Origin of the sequence: Lacticaseibacillus manihotivorans DSM 13343 = JCM 12514 (assembly GCF_001435035.1) — a bacterium.
GTDB classification, from domain to species: Bacteria; Bacillota; Bacilli; order Lactobacillales; family Lactobacillaceae; genus Lacticaseibacillus; species Lacticaseibacillus manihotivorans.
The window spans coordinates 49952-63190 of sequence record NZ_AZEU01000134.1 but is presented as its reverse complement, the minus strand read 5'-3'; the positions used below and the strand labels follow the sequence as shown (position 1 = coordinate 63190).

22 protein-coding genes and 1 tRNA gene are annotated in these 13239 nt (G+C 47.8%); all 23 read right to left on the bottom strand.

Going from position 1 to position 13239, the window contains the following annotated elements; all coding sequences use genetic code 11:
- Positions 1-108: 108 nt before the first annotated feature.
- The 23 genes from FD01_RS07880 to FD01_RS07770 all read right to left on the bottom strand — a co-directional run bounded on the left by FD01_RS07880 (position 109) and on the right by FD01_RS07770 (position 13210).
- A complete protein-coding gene (locus FD01_RS07880; RefSeq protein WP_225436229.1) occupies positions 109-918 on the bottom strand; it encodes a structural protein in 810 nt (269 codons plus the stop codon).
- Positions 842-2362: a phage portal protein gene (locus FD01_RS07875; RefSeq protein ID WP_054713883.1), complete on the bottom strand. Its 1521-nt coding sequence runs from the start codon at positions 2360-2362 to the stop codon at positions 842-844. Before FD01_RS07875 ends, FD01_RS07880 begins: the two co-directional genes overlap by 77 nt.
- Position 2363: 1 nt before the next feature.
- On the bottom strand, positions 2364-3662 hold the full coding sequence (locus tag FD01_RS07870) for a PBSX family phage terminase large subunit (protein ID WP_056963582.1): 1299 nt from the start codon (positions 3660-3662) through the stop codon (positions 2364-2366).
- Complete coding sequence (locus FD01_RS07865; protein ID WP_056963580.1) at positions 3646-4197, bottom strand: terminase small subunit; 552 nt, start codon at positions 4195-4197, stop codon at positions 3646-3648. The genes FD01_RS07870 and FD01_RS07865 overlap by 17 nt, the downstream gene beginning before the upstream one ends.
- Before the next feature lie 436 nt (positions 4198-4633).
- Positions 4634-4705, bottom strand: a tRNA-OTHER gene (locus FD01_RS07860).
- 154 nt (positions 4706-4859) lie between these two features.
- Positions 4860-5306, bottom strand: coding sequence for a DUF1492 domain-containing protein (locus tag FD01_RS07855; protein ID WP_054713886.1), 447 nt, complete (start codon positions 5304-5306; stop codon positions 4860-4862).
- A 202-nt stretch (positions 5307-5508) separates the two neighbouring features.
- Positions 5509-5826 carry a hypothetical protein gene (locus FD01_RS07850; RefSeq protein WP_054713888.1) on the bottom strand — a complete coding sequence of 106 codons (318 nt, stop codon included), beginning with the start codon at positions 5824-5826 and terminating at the stop codon, positions 5509-5511.
- Complete coding sequence (locus FD01_RS07845; RefSeq protein WP_152164705.1) at positions 5826-6734, bottom strand: DNA cytosine methyltransferase; 909 nt, start codon at positions 6732-6734, stop codon at positions 5826-5828. The genes FD01_RS07850 and FD01_RS07845 overlap by 1 nt, the downstream gene beginning before the upstream one ends.
- A gap of 57 nt (positions 6735-6791) precedes the next feature.
- A complete protein-coding gene (locus FD01_RS07840) occupies positions 6792-7001 on the bottom strand; it encodes a hypothetical protein (RefSeq protein WP_056963576.1) in 210 nt (69 codons plus the stop codon).
- A gap of 196 nt (positions 7002-7197) precedes the next feature.
- Entirely contained in the window at positions 7198-7647 is a 450-nt protein-coding gene (locus FD01_RS07830) for a YopX family protein (RefSeq protein WP_054713894.1), read from the bottom strand.
- A 150-nt stretch (positions 7648-7797) separates the two neighbouring features.
- A complete protein-coding gene (locus tag FD01_RS07825) occupies positions 7798-8199 on the bottom strand; it encodes a hypothetical protein (RefSeq protein ID WP_054713896.1) in 402 nt (133 codons plus the stop codon).
- Positions 8189-8365, bottom strand: coding sequence for a hypothetical protein (locus FD01_RS16380; protein WP_164480465.1), 177 nt, complete (start codon positions 8363-8365; stop codon positions 8189-8191). The genes FD01_RS07825 and FD01_RS16380 overlap by 11 nt, the downstream gene beginning before the upstream one ends.
- Positions 8355-8897: a DUF1642 domain-containing protein gene (locus FD01_RS07820; protein WP_054713898.1), complete on the bottom strand. Its 543-nt coding sequence runs from the start codon at positions 8895-8897 to the stop codon at positions 8355-8357. Before FD01_RS07820 ends, FD01_RS16380 begins: the two co-directional genes overlap by 11 nt.
- A complete protein-coding gene (locus FD01_RS07815) occupies positions 8894-9193 on the bottom strand; it encodes a hypothetical protein (protein WP_056963574.1) in 300 nt (99 codons plus the stop codon). The genes FD01_RS07820 and FD01_RS07815 overlap by 4 nt, the downstream gene beginning before the upstream one ends.
- Entirely contained in the window at positions 9190-9390 is a 201-nt protein-coding gene (locus tag FD01_RS07810) for a hypothetical protein (protein ID WP_054713904.1), read from the bottom strand. Before FD01_RS07810 ends, FD01_RS07815 begins: the two co-directional genes overlap by 4 nt.
- Positions 9380-9952: a hypothetical protein gene (locus tag FD01_RS07805; protein ID WP_056963572.1), complete on the bottom strand. Its 573-nt coding sequence runs from the start codon at positions 9950-9952 to the stop codon at positions 9380-9382. The genes FD01_RS07810 and FD01_RS07805 overlap by 11 nt, the downstream gene beginning before the upstream one ends.
- Complete coding sequence (locus FD01_RS07800; protein ID WP_054713912.1) at positions 9945-10136, bottom strand: hypothetical protein; 192 nt, start codon at positions 10134-10136, stop codon at positions 9945-9947. Before FD01_RS07800 ends, FD01_RS07805 begins: the two co-directional genes overlap by 8 nt.
- A gap of 15 nt (positions 10137-10151) precedes the next feature.
- A complete protein-coding gene (locus FD01_RS07795; RefSeq protein ID WP_054713915.1) occupies positions 10152-10907 on the bottom strand; it encodes a DNA-methyltransferase in 756 nt (251 codons plus the stop codon).
- Complete coding sequence (locus FD01_RS07790; protein WP_054713917.1) at positions 10904-11155, bottom strand: hypothetical protein; 252 nt, start codon at positions 11153-11155, stop codon at positions 10904-10906. Before FD01_RS07790 ends, FD01_RS07795 begins: the two co-directional genes overlap by 4 nt.
- Positions 11156-11181: 26 nt before the next feature.
- Positions 11182-11574, bottom strand: coding sequence for a DUF1064 domain-containing protein (locus FD01_RS07785; RefSeq protein ID WP_054713920.1), 393 nt, complete (start codon positions 11572-11574; stop codon positions 11182-11184).
- Positions 11571-12026 (bottom strand): hypothetical protein, encoded by a 456-nt coding sequence (locus FD01_RS07780; RefSeq protein WP_054713922.1) that lies wholly within the window; start codon positions 12024-12026, stop codon positions 11571-11573. Before FD01_RS07780 ends, FD01_RS07785 begins: the two co-directional genes overlap by 4 nt.
- Positions 12010-12285: a LexA family protein gene (locus FD01_RS07775; protein ID WP_056963570.1), complete on the bottom strand. Its 276-nt coding sequence runs from the start codon at positions 12283-12285 to the stop codon at positions 12010-12012. The genes FD01_RS07780 and FD01_RS07775 overlap by 17 nt, the downstream gene beginning before the upstream one ends.
- The gene (locus FD01_RS07770; protein WP_056963568.1) at positions 12269-13210 is read right to left on the bottom strand and encodes a DUF4373 domain-containing protein; all 942 of its coding nucleotides are present in this window, start codon (positions 13208-13210) and stop codon (positions 12269-12271) included. The genes FD01_RS07775 and FD01_RS07770 overlap by 17 nt, the downstream gene beginning before the upstream one ends.
- Positions 13211-13239: the final 29 nt, after the last annotated feature.

Genomic DNA, 13239 nt, shown 5'->3' with positions numbered 1-13239 from the left:
AGACGTGCTAAACGATCCCAGCCACGCCATAAGGCCCAGCCACGATCACACGTCTTTCACTTCACGCTATTATTTTTGAGCGGTTTAGGGACTTGCTCAGGTCACATGTTATTCGTCCACTTCATCGCCGGAATCATATGCTGCCCATGAGCAAAGGCAGTTGGGGTGTGCCGGTATCATACCATCAGCTTGCTTCAACGTGTATACTTCTCCGCTGTGTTGCAAGCAGATGTCACATGCACCGGAGTTAATCACCCAAGTAACTTTCTTGTAGCCAGCATCGCGTGCGTTCACAACGCTTTGGTGTGCCATGACGCGGTCACTCTCGGTTCGAATGATTCTGTCCGACTGATATTTCATGACGCCGAATTTTTTACGAAGCGCTGGGCTTTGTGTGATTGGATTGCTGTGCGTCAGTAGTGCATTCTTCATCATCTTTTTAAGGTCATTACGCAAAGCATCTTGATTAGACCAAATGCGGTCGCTCCATTTAACGCCGTCAAGAAGTTCATCCACGATTGATAGGTCAGGCTTGATTGTCTTGCCGTAAATTGATGATCCAAGCTTGGCAGTCTGTTTTACCAAATCGCCAAGAGTGGTGCCGATATAATCAGCGACTTTAATCGCCACTGCCGTTGCGTAAACGTAGGCCGCGTATGACAGCAGTTCATCGTTGTTGGCAACTGATTTCTGTTTAACTCCGGCCTCTTGCGCATCTCTATCGACTTGTTCTTTCAATTCAGGATCATAGTAGCGCGAGTCGTCAGCATGTGTATAGTTTTCGTGCTTCTCGTTGAATGCATACCAGAACGCCATAAATGCCGCCGTGTACTTGGCAACATCACTTGCTATCTGGCGGTGTTGCTTGTCTTGCTTGTCCGCGAACGCTTTGATCCGTTCCTTGGGTGTTTTCGTCATTGGTCGTCAAGTCCTCACTGTAGTCACTATCTGCTCGTTGTTTGGCAATCATATCAGTAACCTCTTGCGGGTCAGTGATACCAGGTGCGAATCGGTATAGATACTCTTGTGGCAATGTCGCACCCGCAGCAACAAGTGCTTGAATCTGAGTGATGTCGTCTGTTGGCAAGTTATCCCGGAACGTGAATTGAATCGTGTTAGGATCCGTTTTCATGCCACCTGAAACGCTACTATCAAGAGCCGCAATAATTGAATATCGCCGATATAATGACTTTTCAAACATTCTCCGCTTGATTGCCGCCAGCTCGACGGTGCCAAGTAGTTTGTATTTCATAGCTACACCGGAAACGTTTGAAGCAAAGTTGCTATCGGTTAGGTCCGGTGTGTGGCTGAACTTGTGAATGTCCTCCGCTACACGTTTCTTGTATGCTTCGGTGCCACTAACGTCATACTCTTTATTGATATACTTTGCGTCAACACTCGTCTGTTGTCCTGTTGCTGTCATTCGCGACTTGAGCAACAGCATGTTGGCGTCTTTCTGTTCCTTAATCAATTCCAGTTTATCCTGTGCGAGCTTTTTCATTGCCTCAGGATCGCTTGGGTCAACACCGCTCATCAGCGTGCTACCGTTGAATAGAGCGTCAATATCGCCGCTAATAACTAACAACGCATCATTCAGGTCGGTCATGTAATTCGCTGTGTCTGACTGTGCCGAATCGTATAGGTCAATCAGTGAGATCACATGTTCGAAGTCACCTGTGCGGAATCGGTTGTTGTCATACTCAACAACGGGAAACACGCGAATAATGTCGCTGTGATCTAAGTACATTGAGCCATCGACTGTTGTCGGCTTGTACACATCATGCTCCGTTGCTGTCCATGTTTCTGGAATGATGTCAATAATTGTCTTGTTGTTATCGTCAACCAATTCAACTGAATGGTACCGAACAGCCATGATTGGTTGCGGATCGACATCAAGCGAATAGATGACGAACGTATCAAGTGGGTCCAAGCGTACGCAATGTTCAATTGAATCACTGCCGTAGTAAACATACTCGTATGCGCGCCCGTAGCGTGTCATATCAAGAAATAAATCATAGTTAAGCGCGTCAAAGTCGTTCACTTGCGTAATCTGGTCGATCCGCTTGTCATCATTTTCAAGCTTTACATTTACCGGATTACCAACGGAGTATGCCGTCTGAAAATCAGCAATGTACTTGCCGAATGAATGAACAGCTCGATGGTCTGACTTGCCGGTTTCAATACGCCGCGATGGCGGACTTAGAATGCCCTCATTCTGGCCTTTGTAATATCGGTCGAGCTTTTTCAATCGTGGAAGCTGATATTCGTGATGGTGAAAAATGAACTTCATAATCCGATCCGGATTGAGGTTCGAAATTTCTTCTTGATACAGTAAGTTTGATTCTTCAAATGGTTCCATCATGTCACCTCAATCCTAGATTTTTGATTGTCTGAATACGTTCATGATTGCTCATGTAGTGGCCAGCAGTACGGAACATAAACGGCTCAAGGGCATAGCGGAGGGCGTCACACCCGTGATTGTTCGCGTCTTCTGGCGTGTTCGTCCAGTTGCCGAACTTGTCCTTTGAATAAACGTAGGTATTGAATTCTTCTAGCAGTCCTTTAACACGCGGATGAACAACAAAATGGTAAGACTGCATGTACTGAATGCCCTGTGAGACGCTGTCTTTGCCCTTCCCAGCGCCTACGATGTTTGGCACACCATAGACACCGGACAGCTCGGATATAAGCCGCTGTTCAGCACTATCAGCCGTTATCTGCAAGCCGTAGCCTTTGTGCTGACCAATAGCCTCAGCAATCTGCTGTGTCAGCATTCCTTGCTGGTAGAATTCATCGTAGATATAGACAGTTCTATTCTGCTGATCAACAGCGATGAATTCACCTGCTGTCGGGTCGTGCTTGAACCCGAAGTCAAGGCCAACGGCTTTCGGTAATGCTGCAATATCGTCCCAATTGAAATCACGCTGCTCGAACAGCCCGTCAAACACAAGCCCTTCAGCAATGCCCCAGTCACCATATACGGCAACGCGGGCGCGGTTAGGATTGCGCTTAATCATGTCTTTCAAGCTTGCAATGTAATCATCGTCCAGATATGGATTGTCTTTGTATGTGGTCGTGAACGATTTAGAACGTGGGTTCTTTGTGTCTTCATCGAAGAACTCACGCTTAAGCCAATGCTGATCACTCCAAGGGTTGAATGTGATGATCGACTGGTAATAGCCATCAGGATCACTTATTTCACCACGCATAGTTTCTTCAACGGTCTTGAATGCGTCTAGCGATTTCAGCTCATAGGCTTCTTCCCACCATGCACGAGCGAGCACACCAGTTGTTGGTTGCAATGAAGTAACGGCAAGCGGTTTATCCATGCCACGAAAAAACACCTTCTGGCCGGTTGGCTTAAAGGTGATTTCTAGCGGTGATAGCGTGAACTTGAACAGGTCGTAGACGCCAAGACGCATGGCTGCCTGCTGAATGGTGCTGTATGTCGAATCCTTATTCGTATATGCGTATTGGCGAAGCACAATCCAATTGACGTAAGGATGCATGATGATTTGCATGAGAACGTCTTCAGCAACAGAAAATGACTTTCGTGATCCACGACTACCTTTGTATGTCAAATAACGTGTTCTGTCATTGTACAGTGGTGCATATACTTTGGGGACAATTGAATTCAGATCGATGTTAATCTGTACTGTCATCGCCTCCGTCTTGCTCAATTGGTTTGATGTTGATTGTAATGTTGCTCGTATCTTCGCTGGTTTCGCGTTTTGCCTTGGCTTCCATGATATCAGCCTCAGCTTTAGACTTGCGAACATCGGCTTTAGTTTTCTCAATATCAGTAATAATCTTCGTTAGCTGAGCATTGAGTAGCTCATCATTGCCAGGGTAACGCTTTAACAATTCGCGTCCTGCTGCCATGCGGTCTTTTATGCTTGGCTCGTTTTCAACAGATTCTGCGCCATCTGGAGTGCCAACTATAATCGTCTCTTTTGCCTCTCCACGAAGCACTGTGGTGAAGTATTGAAGCACCTCATCAGCCTTAGCAATCTTGTCAGACTCGATGCGTTTCATGCGTTCATCAATATATGATTTTATACCGACATTCTCCGATAATTTTTCAGCATGAGAACGCGCGTAGTTTTCAGAATATCCAGCTTCAATTGCTGATCTATACTTATTTCCTGACTTTATGAAGTTATCAGCAAATGAACGCTGTTTTGGGCTTAGCTTCATCACATATCACCACACCTCCATGCCGATCAGAATTCTTTTCGGCCTTTTTCTTTTGATGTTCTTCTTGCTTGCTAACACGGCAGATCATCGTCCACTCTTGAGCGGTCATGTATCCGCAACTAGTTTTTATCATCTTCACGGGATCGCCCCATTTGAATACAAATAAATAGCCGCCTCACCTAAGGACGGCCTAGCGATGGTGTCAGACATCGCATTATTAAATTGTGTCTAGCAAGGTTTCCGAGCCGTCGCTAGAATAAAACTCTTTTGCACGCTATGAGTAATCAAGAGGGGCTGCACCTTCTAACTTAATAGTTTTGATGTAGCAAGTGCCGCGTGCTCGCACAATGATCGGCGATAGCTTTTAACCACTCGCCGACCCACTGGAGAAATGAATAAGGTTTGGGGAACCTTTTGCCGAATGGGCTTCCGACAATACGGTAGACGGGGCTCGAACCCGCGACACGATCTTTTCATCGAAGTGCTCTACCTACTGAGCTACTACCGTCCCCACCTATCACGGTGAGGTGACGGGTTTTCAACCGCCTTGGCAATTTCTTGCCCCAACTTCTGCGCCTCTGCCGTTCTAATTGCTTGGCACAATACCAATATAAATCTTTTTTCGTCGCTTGTGTGTGCTATTGCATAGCCATTGAATCGCCCTACAATCGCTCAGAATGATAGACCAGCAAATCGGATGGGATCGGTGGCCAGACCTCTGCGAAACTAACTAAAGCATCTTCTAGCTTGTGATAGTACGCCGTGTTGCTCATGTGTAACCGTTGCTGAATCGCTTCAGCAGTAATCGGCTTGGTGATATATAGCAGGGTTAAAATAGTTCGCTGGTCATCGTCTTCGATGCACTCAATGGCCCTCACGACCTGCTGACAGAACTCTTGATCGCTCAAATGTCCCAGAAGCTTGCCCTCTTGCCCGTTTTCGATTGAATCAGTTCGCGGCATACCGTCCAGGCTCGGGGACTTGAGCCCCGCGACTTCTGGACGCCGTGATTTCTGGTGCCGATGCCGGTAGTCTTTTAACTCAGCATCAGCGTTAGCGGCTGTTTCCTTACGGTTTAGCCGCCATTCGTAAGTTTGCACTACTCCCATGCTCGCGTCCCCTTATGCTATAATCAGATTTGTCAGATGTGATCACAGCGGGCCAGCGATGGTGCGCTATTTTTTTTGATATTATGAACAGCATGACGGCAATCAACGATCATGCCACCAGTTGTAAATTAACCAGATAGCAAACGCAGTGAGGCCGATAATTGTCGTGATGGCCTCCCACCAGAACTTGATCCCAAGATAATCATACAGGCTCATCTTCTACCTCCCAATCGTTAAGCACCCAAGCGAGGGCAAAATCATTTTGATTGTTCAGAATCCACAACCAGACTCCGCGTCCTTGCTCAGTCTTGCTATGTTTAGCTGCGTATCGCGCCCTGCCAAAAATGGATAGTATCGAGCCTTTGGCCTTCCAAAACTCCATACAGTCAGCTACCGGCTTTGGAAGCACCGGAAGTACACAAAGTGGCGCGGCGTCATATCGTGTTCGCCATTGTTCAGATCCGTGCGACATATCGGCCATTAATGCGTCAAAAACTTCTTGTTTTGTTTCTTTGGTCATTAGATCATCTCCTCAAAGATTGATTCAAAGATTGGTACTGGAATAGAGTTTCCCGCCTGCTTGTACAGGTTTGTCTTCCCGTTGACTTGAGCGGCTGCATCGAAGTCGGCATCAGAGTACCCTTGTAGCCGCCAACATTCACGCGGTGTGAGTAAACGATACTGGCCATTTCCAATCGGGACGACACCGCTGTTGGGGTTGCGATTCTGTTTGGTCGTAATAGTCCAGCACCACCGATCAATCGGCATCAATCTGCCAGCAAACGCACCACTTGAAGCACCAGGCAAGCGTGACAGCATCGACGGGCTTGTGATCGTGTATTCTAGTGCTGACGGTTCCAAAAATTCGCCGATAGGTCGCATCTCAGTCTGCCTAAGCTTCCAGAAATCGAACGGCTGACCTCCTAACACGCTGATTGTAAACACCCGCTCGCGATACTGAGGTAGGCCGAACTGCCTTGCATCAAGCACGGCATTAGTGGTCGTGTAGCCTAAGCCATCCAAAACATCACAATACTTGGCATAATTGGCCGACATGCGCTTTTGAAGCACGCCCTTAACGTTCTCCCAGATCACGATTCGTGGCCTCCACACACCCATTTGCTCAATGATTTTGAGTGTTTGCCACATGAGGCTTGACCGTGTGCCAGAACCCTCATCAGCACCTAATCGACGACCAGCGATTGAAATATCTTGGCATGGTGATCCATGAATCAGAATGTCCGGCTTGAGGTTGTACCCAATCACGTTCTGTGGGTCATACTTCTGGCCTGCGAACATCGCGTTATAGCTTCGAACGGCTGCAGCGTCGATTTCGACATAATCAATTGATTTAACTGGTATGCCGAGATTTCGTAAAGCAATGCGTGGTGATCCAATGCCGCCAAAGAGCTCTAGAATTTTGAGCATTAGATCACCCCTCTCCGCCATGCGCGCCATGCGACTAGGCAGATGGCTAAAGAAAGATTAATTACCATCATCGCCTGCCTCCTTCTCCAACGCATACCCTAGAATTTTGCTCCGTTCAAAAGCCGCGCGACGATGCTTGCTGGTGGATACACCGTCATACTCAAACTGGATAATCGTCTCAAAGCCACGGAACTCTGTCACATTTTCAAATTTCATCGTGTCGGCACCTTTTGCTGTTGGCACCCAAATAATCAAATCTTTTTTCATTCGGCTTCCTCTTTCCTTAATCTCTTGTCCCTGTGCATCCATATAACCGCCTGTGCGGGTTCAAACTCAACCGCGCCTAATCGTGTTGGTAGCTCGACAAAACCCGCTAGACGCTCTCCTGTGGACGTTACGACGTGGTGCAGGTACTCGCGACCAATGGGCGCATGGCTTTCGGACCGGTACAGACGGTAGCGGGTCACTTAATCTCCGCCTCCAATAGTTCTGGGTTCTCAAATATATTTCCAGCAATAATCATCTTGAACAGATCGCTGTCAGGCATGTCATCCAAGTGCCCCTTTCGTGATAACAAATCGCGAAGACTGCGCACACCCCATCCTGGAGTTCTAACTCCAAACCGGCCATCGGCGAAGACAACCACACCGTACTCGACACCCATTTCACTATGAGGGGTGTCGTCTAATACCGAGTAGCCAAACTTGTGTTCAAAAAGGTCGCCTTCGTAGATTTCTCGCCCGTTCTTGTCGCGCAGGCCGGTGAATTGCATCAGTTCGAAGTCACCATCCGCATAATCGTCGCCATAGCAGTACACATGATCTACATGTCCGCTGTCGTCAATACTGATGCTGGTCGGCAAGTCCATATAGCCCTGTGACCTACTCCACACACGAAATTTAATTTCTCTCATCTCGCTCCTCCAAGTCATTTATGAACACCATCGGGATAACACCAGCCCATTTACAGATCTCGCCAATCGTGAACTTGTCAGTGTTAAGCCCTGCAAGCTTAGTGTGGCCGTCGTTGCATTCGGCCCATACTCGAATCTCATTCACTGCCATCAGTCCTCCGCCTCCAGTTTCACGATTTCGCCGCTTTCCTCAACATACCATGCACCTAATACCCATGCACGGGCGAAAGTGTCTGCGTGATGTACAATCCACGCGTTATAATCCAGTGAAGGCTCTGTGCGTGAAACACCATAGATGCTGAGCGCTCCAAAGATATCCAAAAGACTGTGCGCGTAATCTTTGTGAATTTTGATAGCGTCTCCTACCGCTTCCGGAATCACCGGCAGATCATCTGGCAGGGCGGCGGCGTAACGAGTAGCATAATTTTCTCCTACCTTAGTAGCATCTTCCAACGGCATTAACCCACCATTCTGGTATATCGTGTTTGCTAAGTTACTAATTAATTCCGATTTAATTTTCTCGAACACGTCCCGCTTCGTCTCATTGCTCATCGTCAGTCACCTCCAACTGCTCCTTGTTGTAATCGATAATACGTTGATAGCCGTTGTTGGCTTGCCATGCGCAATCATACAGACCACACAGATCAAGCTTGTCGATTGCGTTGCTCGCGGCATCGATGGCCTTTTGTGCCGCGTCTATGTCAGATTTATTCGTCATCTTCGGTTACCTCTTTTCGTTCGCAATCTTGTAAACCCCATGTATTGATTTCTTCCATGGAAAACTTTTTAGCGAGATCTTGGAGATAAGTAGCATCCAGCTTGCCGCTAGCATTGATTAAGAACCATAGGCCACCTTGAGCCTGCACGAGTGGCACCTTGACGTTCCACCGCTTCGGCTTCTCGACCGTCCAGCCGTTGATGTAGGCGCGCATGAGGCGATCTTCCAGAAGTGCCTCGCTGTCTGGATCTTTCGTGTTGTCGTATGCGTATGCAGAGATTACAGCTGCTGGACGCCACACGGTTGTGTTTTTGGCCCTTTTCAGCATCCTGTCTTCTTCCTCGCTCACAACGATCTTCGCCTGGGCCTCGACTAACTCGACGACGTGACCGCCGTAAGTTTTGGCATCGGCCTCCGCTTTATCCCTGATATCAAACATGAAGCCGCCATGCTTGAACCAATCGGGTTCGTCACAATAAGCCTCACAGCCAAGCCACTCACCTTTATCGTTTTTAACTGCGAATAAGCTCATCGCGATACCTCCGCCCATTTGTGCAATCCAATTGTCAAACTAACCTTCTCGCCAGAATATTCATCTTTCACCGTCTGACGGTAATTGTGGCTTTCTGCGGCATCGTCCAAAAGTAATAGGTGGTTGATGTTGTCATGCAATTGCAGTAGTTCAGATTGTGACATGCGCATGTAAATGTTCGATTCCATGTCGTCAACATCTAACTCGATTGCAAAAATTCGCTTACTCATTTTTTCTCCTTCACTGGCACCAGCGTTATACCAATGCGCGGCTACTTTTATTGTCTTTTCACTCATCTCGATACCTCCTTAATCTTGTCCAGTTGTTTTACCAACGTGCCATCATGCAATTCGATAACTGCACCATCGAGATAAGCGGCGATCAGTCCAGCGCGCCTTGCCGACTTAGCAATTGCCACTGGTGTGCCGTCAACGCTGATAACATGATTCCATGCGGCGTTGTATTTCTTGACGTGAGTAATTTCAATCTTCATGGCTATCCTCCACTGGCACCAGCGTAAAGATGTCGCTGTCTAGGTGATACTGCTTGAGTTCGGCGCGGGTGAACGGGGTCGCCCAGCACTTTTCAGCAAAATCAATCTCACCATCTTCAATATTGGCCCAGCAGTCTTCATCTTTATGCCAGCTTTCCGGCGCTTTCACATACCACTTAGCTTCCGGCTCAGCTTCCCATCCGTAGCGGTAAGCGTCCATCACTGCATTTAGTCTATCTGCACGATCCATACTATCGTATGGAATATAACGGCTAGTTTCCTCCAACTCTTCGCTATAAGTCGTTAGGTCAAATATCAAATCATAGGTTTCATTTCCGCGCTGCTTATACTTATCCAGTTCTTCCCCGACTTCCCGCGGCAGCTTGACTTTAGGGTGATCGGGTTCGAGCCTGTCAAATGCCTTGTTAATTGTGTACTTGGCCTCATCCAACGTATGACCGTCGAATTTCGTATATCCGTTCAGCCCATGCTCAACGAACTTCGCATTGTAAATATCCCCGACAATATCTAGCATCTTCTGACGGACGTCTTCTTCATTCATGCTTAGCCACTCCTTTACCCTTCATCTCCCACACTGCGATGATTCGCACAAATTCAAGCATCACCAGCGCCATAATCAGTCCCGTTATAGGTAACACCCAACCGTTAAAAATCACCATGTCGAGGCATGAAATGGCGATTAAGACCATCGCGATAATCATTAAGATCGTTTCAAATGCTTTCACAGCATATAGTCCTCCTTACAAAAGCGCCAAAGACATGGTGCTGATCATTTTCTCTTTTGCCAGCCTGTACATATCCTTCTTAATTTCAAACCCAAAACAAGATCTGCCTAGCTCCGCAGCTGCTCTTAGCGTAGATCCACTACCAGCGCACGGATCGATCACAACGTCACCCGGATCGGTGAACAACTCGATCAACCGTTTCAGTACTGGGATAGGCTTCTGCGTGGGATGAATCTTCGGATAGGTACCGTCCGTCTCCCACCGGAACCAGTTGAATACCATCTGCCCATCATTGTTGAACTTCGGTAACTTGTCGCGGTATAAGACCACGGCGTACTCGGTAGCGCCCACGATCCTCATGTTGGCTTTCAGAGCCTGTGCCGACTGGTTTTTGATGAATATCAGCGGAAAACTGTGTTTGAACCCGTATTTCTTCCCATATTCGATAACCATCTGCATCTGTTGGAATGCGCAAAACACGATCATTGCTGGTGCCTTCCCGCGCTCTTTGGGTTCCTTGACTAGCATGTGACTGCAAAAGTGCATGAACTCGGCAACGCGGAAATCAACGTCTGTATCGAAGAACGTCTTGCCAGCCTTGTCACTAGTGCCATTTTTATCGTTCCCACCAACATACCAAGTTGGATTTGACCCGTAGGCGTTGTTCCCGATGTTGTAAGGAATGTCGGCAATTACAAGCTGTGCCTTTGGAATACCGTATCGCTTAAAGTTCTGAAAGTGGTCGTTGTAGAGCTCGCACTTTTCTTTCATAGCGTATAATCCTCCGGTCCCAGTGGACTGATTAATTTTTCGTAAGTGATTCCCATGGTTTGGGCGGACTTGGCAAGCGCTGTAATCGCCAACTTTCGGCTATCGTCTGCCATGAAGTTGTTAAATGTCGGATACTTCACGAGAATTTCATCTGAGAAATCCTCGCGAGTAATCTCATGATCATCTAAATAGTTCTGAATTCGTGCTCTTGCATAATCAAACTTGAGACCGCTTTGTGTAGCTGGCATTTATTTCAGTCCTTTCTATTTCACGATTACGCCTGTTTCTCCACGAACAGACCTGACCTTGAATCATATTCTGCGATCGTGACCGGCGTGTCATACTTCCACATGAACATCATCATGCGAAGCCGTGCATCGGCCGTCATAGTCGCGTTACCGCCCTTGACGTCCACCACCTTGACTATTTTGTAATCTTCGTAGATCACAAAATCAGGTGTGTAGACGCGATGGGCATATCGCTTCCCGTTGCAGGCAAATTTCGGCACAATCTCGAATCGCTGTTGAAACTTGAAGTCCGCGTGTGTGAATAGCAAGTGGTCGTAATACTTCGCCTCAGCCTGGCTGGCACACTTGGTTCCGTCAGACGCATAGGCTGGGCGTGCGTGGTACTTGCTTGCGCATCGGATAGGTTTATACCCTCTCATGCCGTAACCACGTAATCTGCGGCTGTAAGCGGGCTGATAAGCTTTGTGTAGTTGATGCCAAGCAGGCTACAACTTACATGTAGTGCTGGAAGCGGCAATTTATACATCCGTTTTTCGTCATCGCTCAAAAAGTCATCAATCATTCTGGCAGGCTCGCCGATGGCTCTGGCGAAGTCTGCGACTGTGTACGGGCTATCTGGAAGCGGCGCATGATCGTCGATGTAGTTACGAATCCGCTCACGGGCGTTGTCTAGATTGGCGTATTGAGCGCGTTCGCACTGTGTTGTTACCATTTCTACAGTCTTGATTGAAACTCCCATACGGGCGTGCATAAGCGTCGAAATAACGCTATGCCCGACGTGAAATTGTTGAGCCATTTTTAGCTGGCTCATGCCGGTGTGTTGTTTAAATGCTTGAAGTGCTAGTGCACAACGTTCACGCTTGTCTATCAATTTTGATTCCTCCATTTTTGTTTAACAGCTCCAGTCCCTTGTCAGTCACGCGATAGGTGCGCGGACTGTCGGGAATGTGGGCGATCAAATCGTGTTCGAGCATCGCGGTGAGGTGTCTAAACGTGGTGCTGGTAGAACTCCAGCCCATGTATGCGCCAATCTCACGAATTGTTGGCGATTGCCAACTGGCGTGCATCCACATGAGGTAGCTCAAGACACGCGCCCAACGCTGCTCTTGCGCCTTAGTCGGTGCTTGCATTAGCTTTCGCCTCCCTCATCGCTTTTAGCTGATCTAGCCCGGCGTTAATACTTGCCTTGGCTTCTGGTGTCGCAGGCTTAGATTCAGGGGTGTACCCCGGTTGCATCCAAGCTGGATTGTCCTCTTGGCGACGTGGACGCCCATAGCTTTGCTGTTTAACTTGCTTAGCATTCGCGTTAGCCTTAGCTGCCATCTGGTCATACTGCTTGCGTAGCTTAACCGGTGAAAGAATATTAGCCTGCCAGAAATCGTCGTCTTGGCACCAATCGATCATGCGACCGATTTTGTCCCAAGGGCGTTCATCCCGTTCGTGCATGAGGCGTAGCTCATCAGCCCACTTCTGCAAGTCGGGCGCCTTAGCATCGGGGTTGTTGGTTTCGATGCGTCCCCAAAGATGCAAGGCAGATTTATATTCCTCGCTATCCTCGGCGAAGGTACGCGAAGCGGACTTCTGACGAGTAGTATTTGTTTTATTTTTATTTAGTTTAGTTTTATTAGTTTTATTGCCATCAGATTCGCTTGGCTTTGCTATAGCATTGCTATTATTTTCGGATGGCTTTGCTATAGCATCGTTACCCCAACGCTTAGCAGCGCCTTTCTTGCCGGCGGCGGCTCGTTTATTTTTGGCGGCATCCATCAGGGACATGCGAGCATTGAATGATTCGGAGTAGAAACACTTACCATCATCGGTAAAGGCAAATAACCCGAAGTTCTCAACCACATCTTTTATCAAGCTGGCGTCTACGCGAAGGTCAAAGGCTATGACGTTATAATCTTTGATACTCGTATAGTTCGCCTCGTCCCTGAGACGTTCCAATAACATAAAGAACACACCGTAACCGGCGGCGCCGTGCTTCATGCGAAGCCTAATTAATTTCTCATCGTTGCGGGCGTTGCTGTCGTGCGAAAAGTAGCTAGTACTCACACGCAAGCACCTCCTTACCCGCTATCACG

Coding starts and splice junctions, on each gene's coding strand:
- FD01_RS07785 (WP_054713920.1), bottom strand. CDS start 11,574: ATGAGAGGGTATAAACCTATCCGATGCGCAAGCAAGTACCACGCACGC.
- FD01_RS07825 (WP_054713896.1), bottom strand. CDS start 8,199: ATGAGCAATGAGACGAAGCGGGACGTGTTCGAGAAAATTAAATCGGAA.
- FD01_RS07810 (WP_054713904.1), bottom strand. CDS start 9,390: ATGAAGATTGAAATTACTCACGTCAAGAAATACAACGCCGCATGGAAT.
- FD01_RS07880 (WP_225436229.1), bottom strand. CDS start 918: ATGACGAAAACACCCAAGGAACGGATCAAAGCGTTCGCGGACAAGCAA.
- FD01_RS07845 (WP_152164705.1), bottom strand. CDS start 6,734: ATGCTCAAAATTCTAGAGCTCTTTGGCGGCATTGGATCACCACGCATT.
- FD01_RS07815 (WP_056963574.1), bottom strand. CDS start 9,193: ATGAGTGAAAAGACAATAAAAGTAGCCGCGCATTGGTATAACGCTGGT.
- FD01_RS07805 (WP_056963572.1), bottom strand. CDS start 9,952: ATGAATGAAGAAGACGTCCGTCAGAAGATGCTAGATATTGTCGGGGAT.
- FD01_RS07875 (WP_054713883.1), bottom strand. CDS start 2,362: ATGATGGAACCATTTGAAGAATCAAACTTACTGTATCAAGAAGAAATT.
- FD01_RS07795 (WP_054713915.1), bottom strand. CDS start 10,907: ATGAAAGAAAAGTGCGAGCTCTACAACGACCACTTTCAGAACTTTAAG.
- FD01_RS07870 (WP_056963582.1), bottom strand. CDS start 3,662: ATGACAGTACAGATTAACATCGATCTGAATTCAATTGTCCCCAAAGTA.
- FD01_RS07820 (WP_054713898.1), bottom strand. CDS start 8,897: ATGAGCTTATTCGCAGTTAAAAACGATAAAGGTGAGTGGCTTGGCTGT.
- FD01_RS07865 (WP_056963580.1), bottom strand. CDS start 4,197: ATGAAGCTAAGCCCAAAACAGCGTTCATTTGCTGATAACTTCATAAAG.
- FD01_RS07840 (WP_056963576.1), bottom strand. CDS start 7,001: ATGAAAAAAGATTTGATTATTTGGGTGCCAACAGCAAAAGGTGCCGAC.
- FD01_RS07830 (WP_054713894.1), bottom strand. CDS start 7,647: ATGAGAGAAATTAAATTTCGTGTGTGGAGTAGGTCACAGGGCTATATG.
- FD01_RS07855 (WP_054713886.1), bottom strand. CDS start 5,306: ATGGGAGTAGTGCAAACTTACGAATGGCGGCTAAACCGTAAGGAAACA.
- FD01_RS07775 (WP_056963570.1), bottom strand. CDS start 12,285: ATGCAAGCACCGACTAAGGCGCAAGAGCAGCGTTGGGCGCGTGTCTTG.
- FD01_RS07850 (WP_054713888.1), bottom strand. CDS start 5,826: ATGACCAAAGAAACAAAACAAGAAGTTTTTGACGCATTAATGGCCGAT.
- FD01_RS16380 (WP_164480465.1), bottom strand. CDS start 8,365: ATGACGAATAAATCTGACATAGACGCGGCACAAAAGGCCATCGATGCC.
- FD01_RS07790 (WP_054713917.1), bottom strand. CDS start 11,155: ATGCCAGCTACACAAAGCGGTCTCAAGTTTGATTATGCAAGAGCACGA.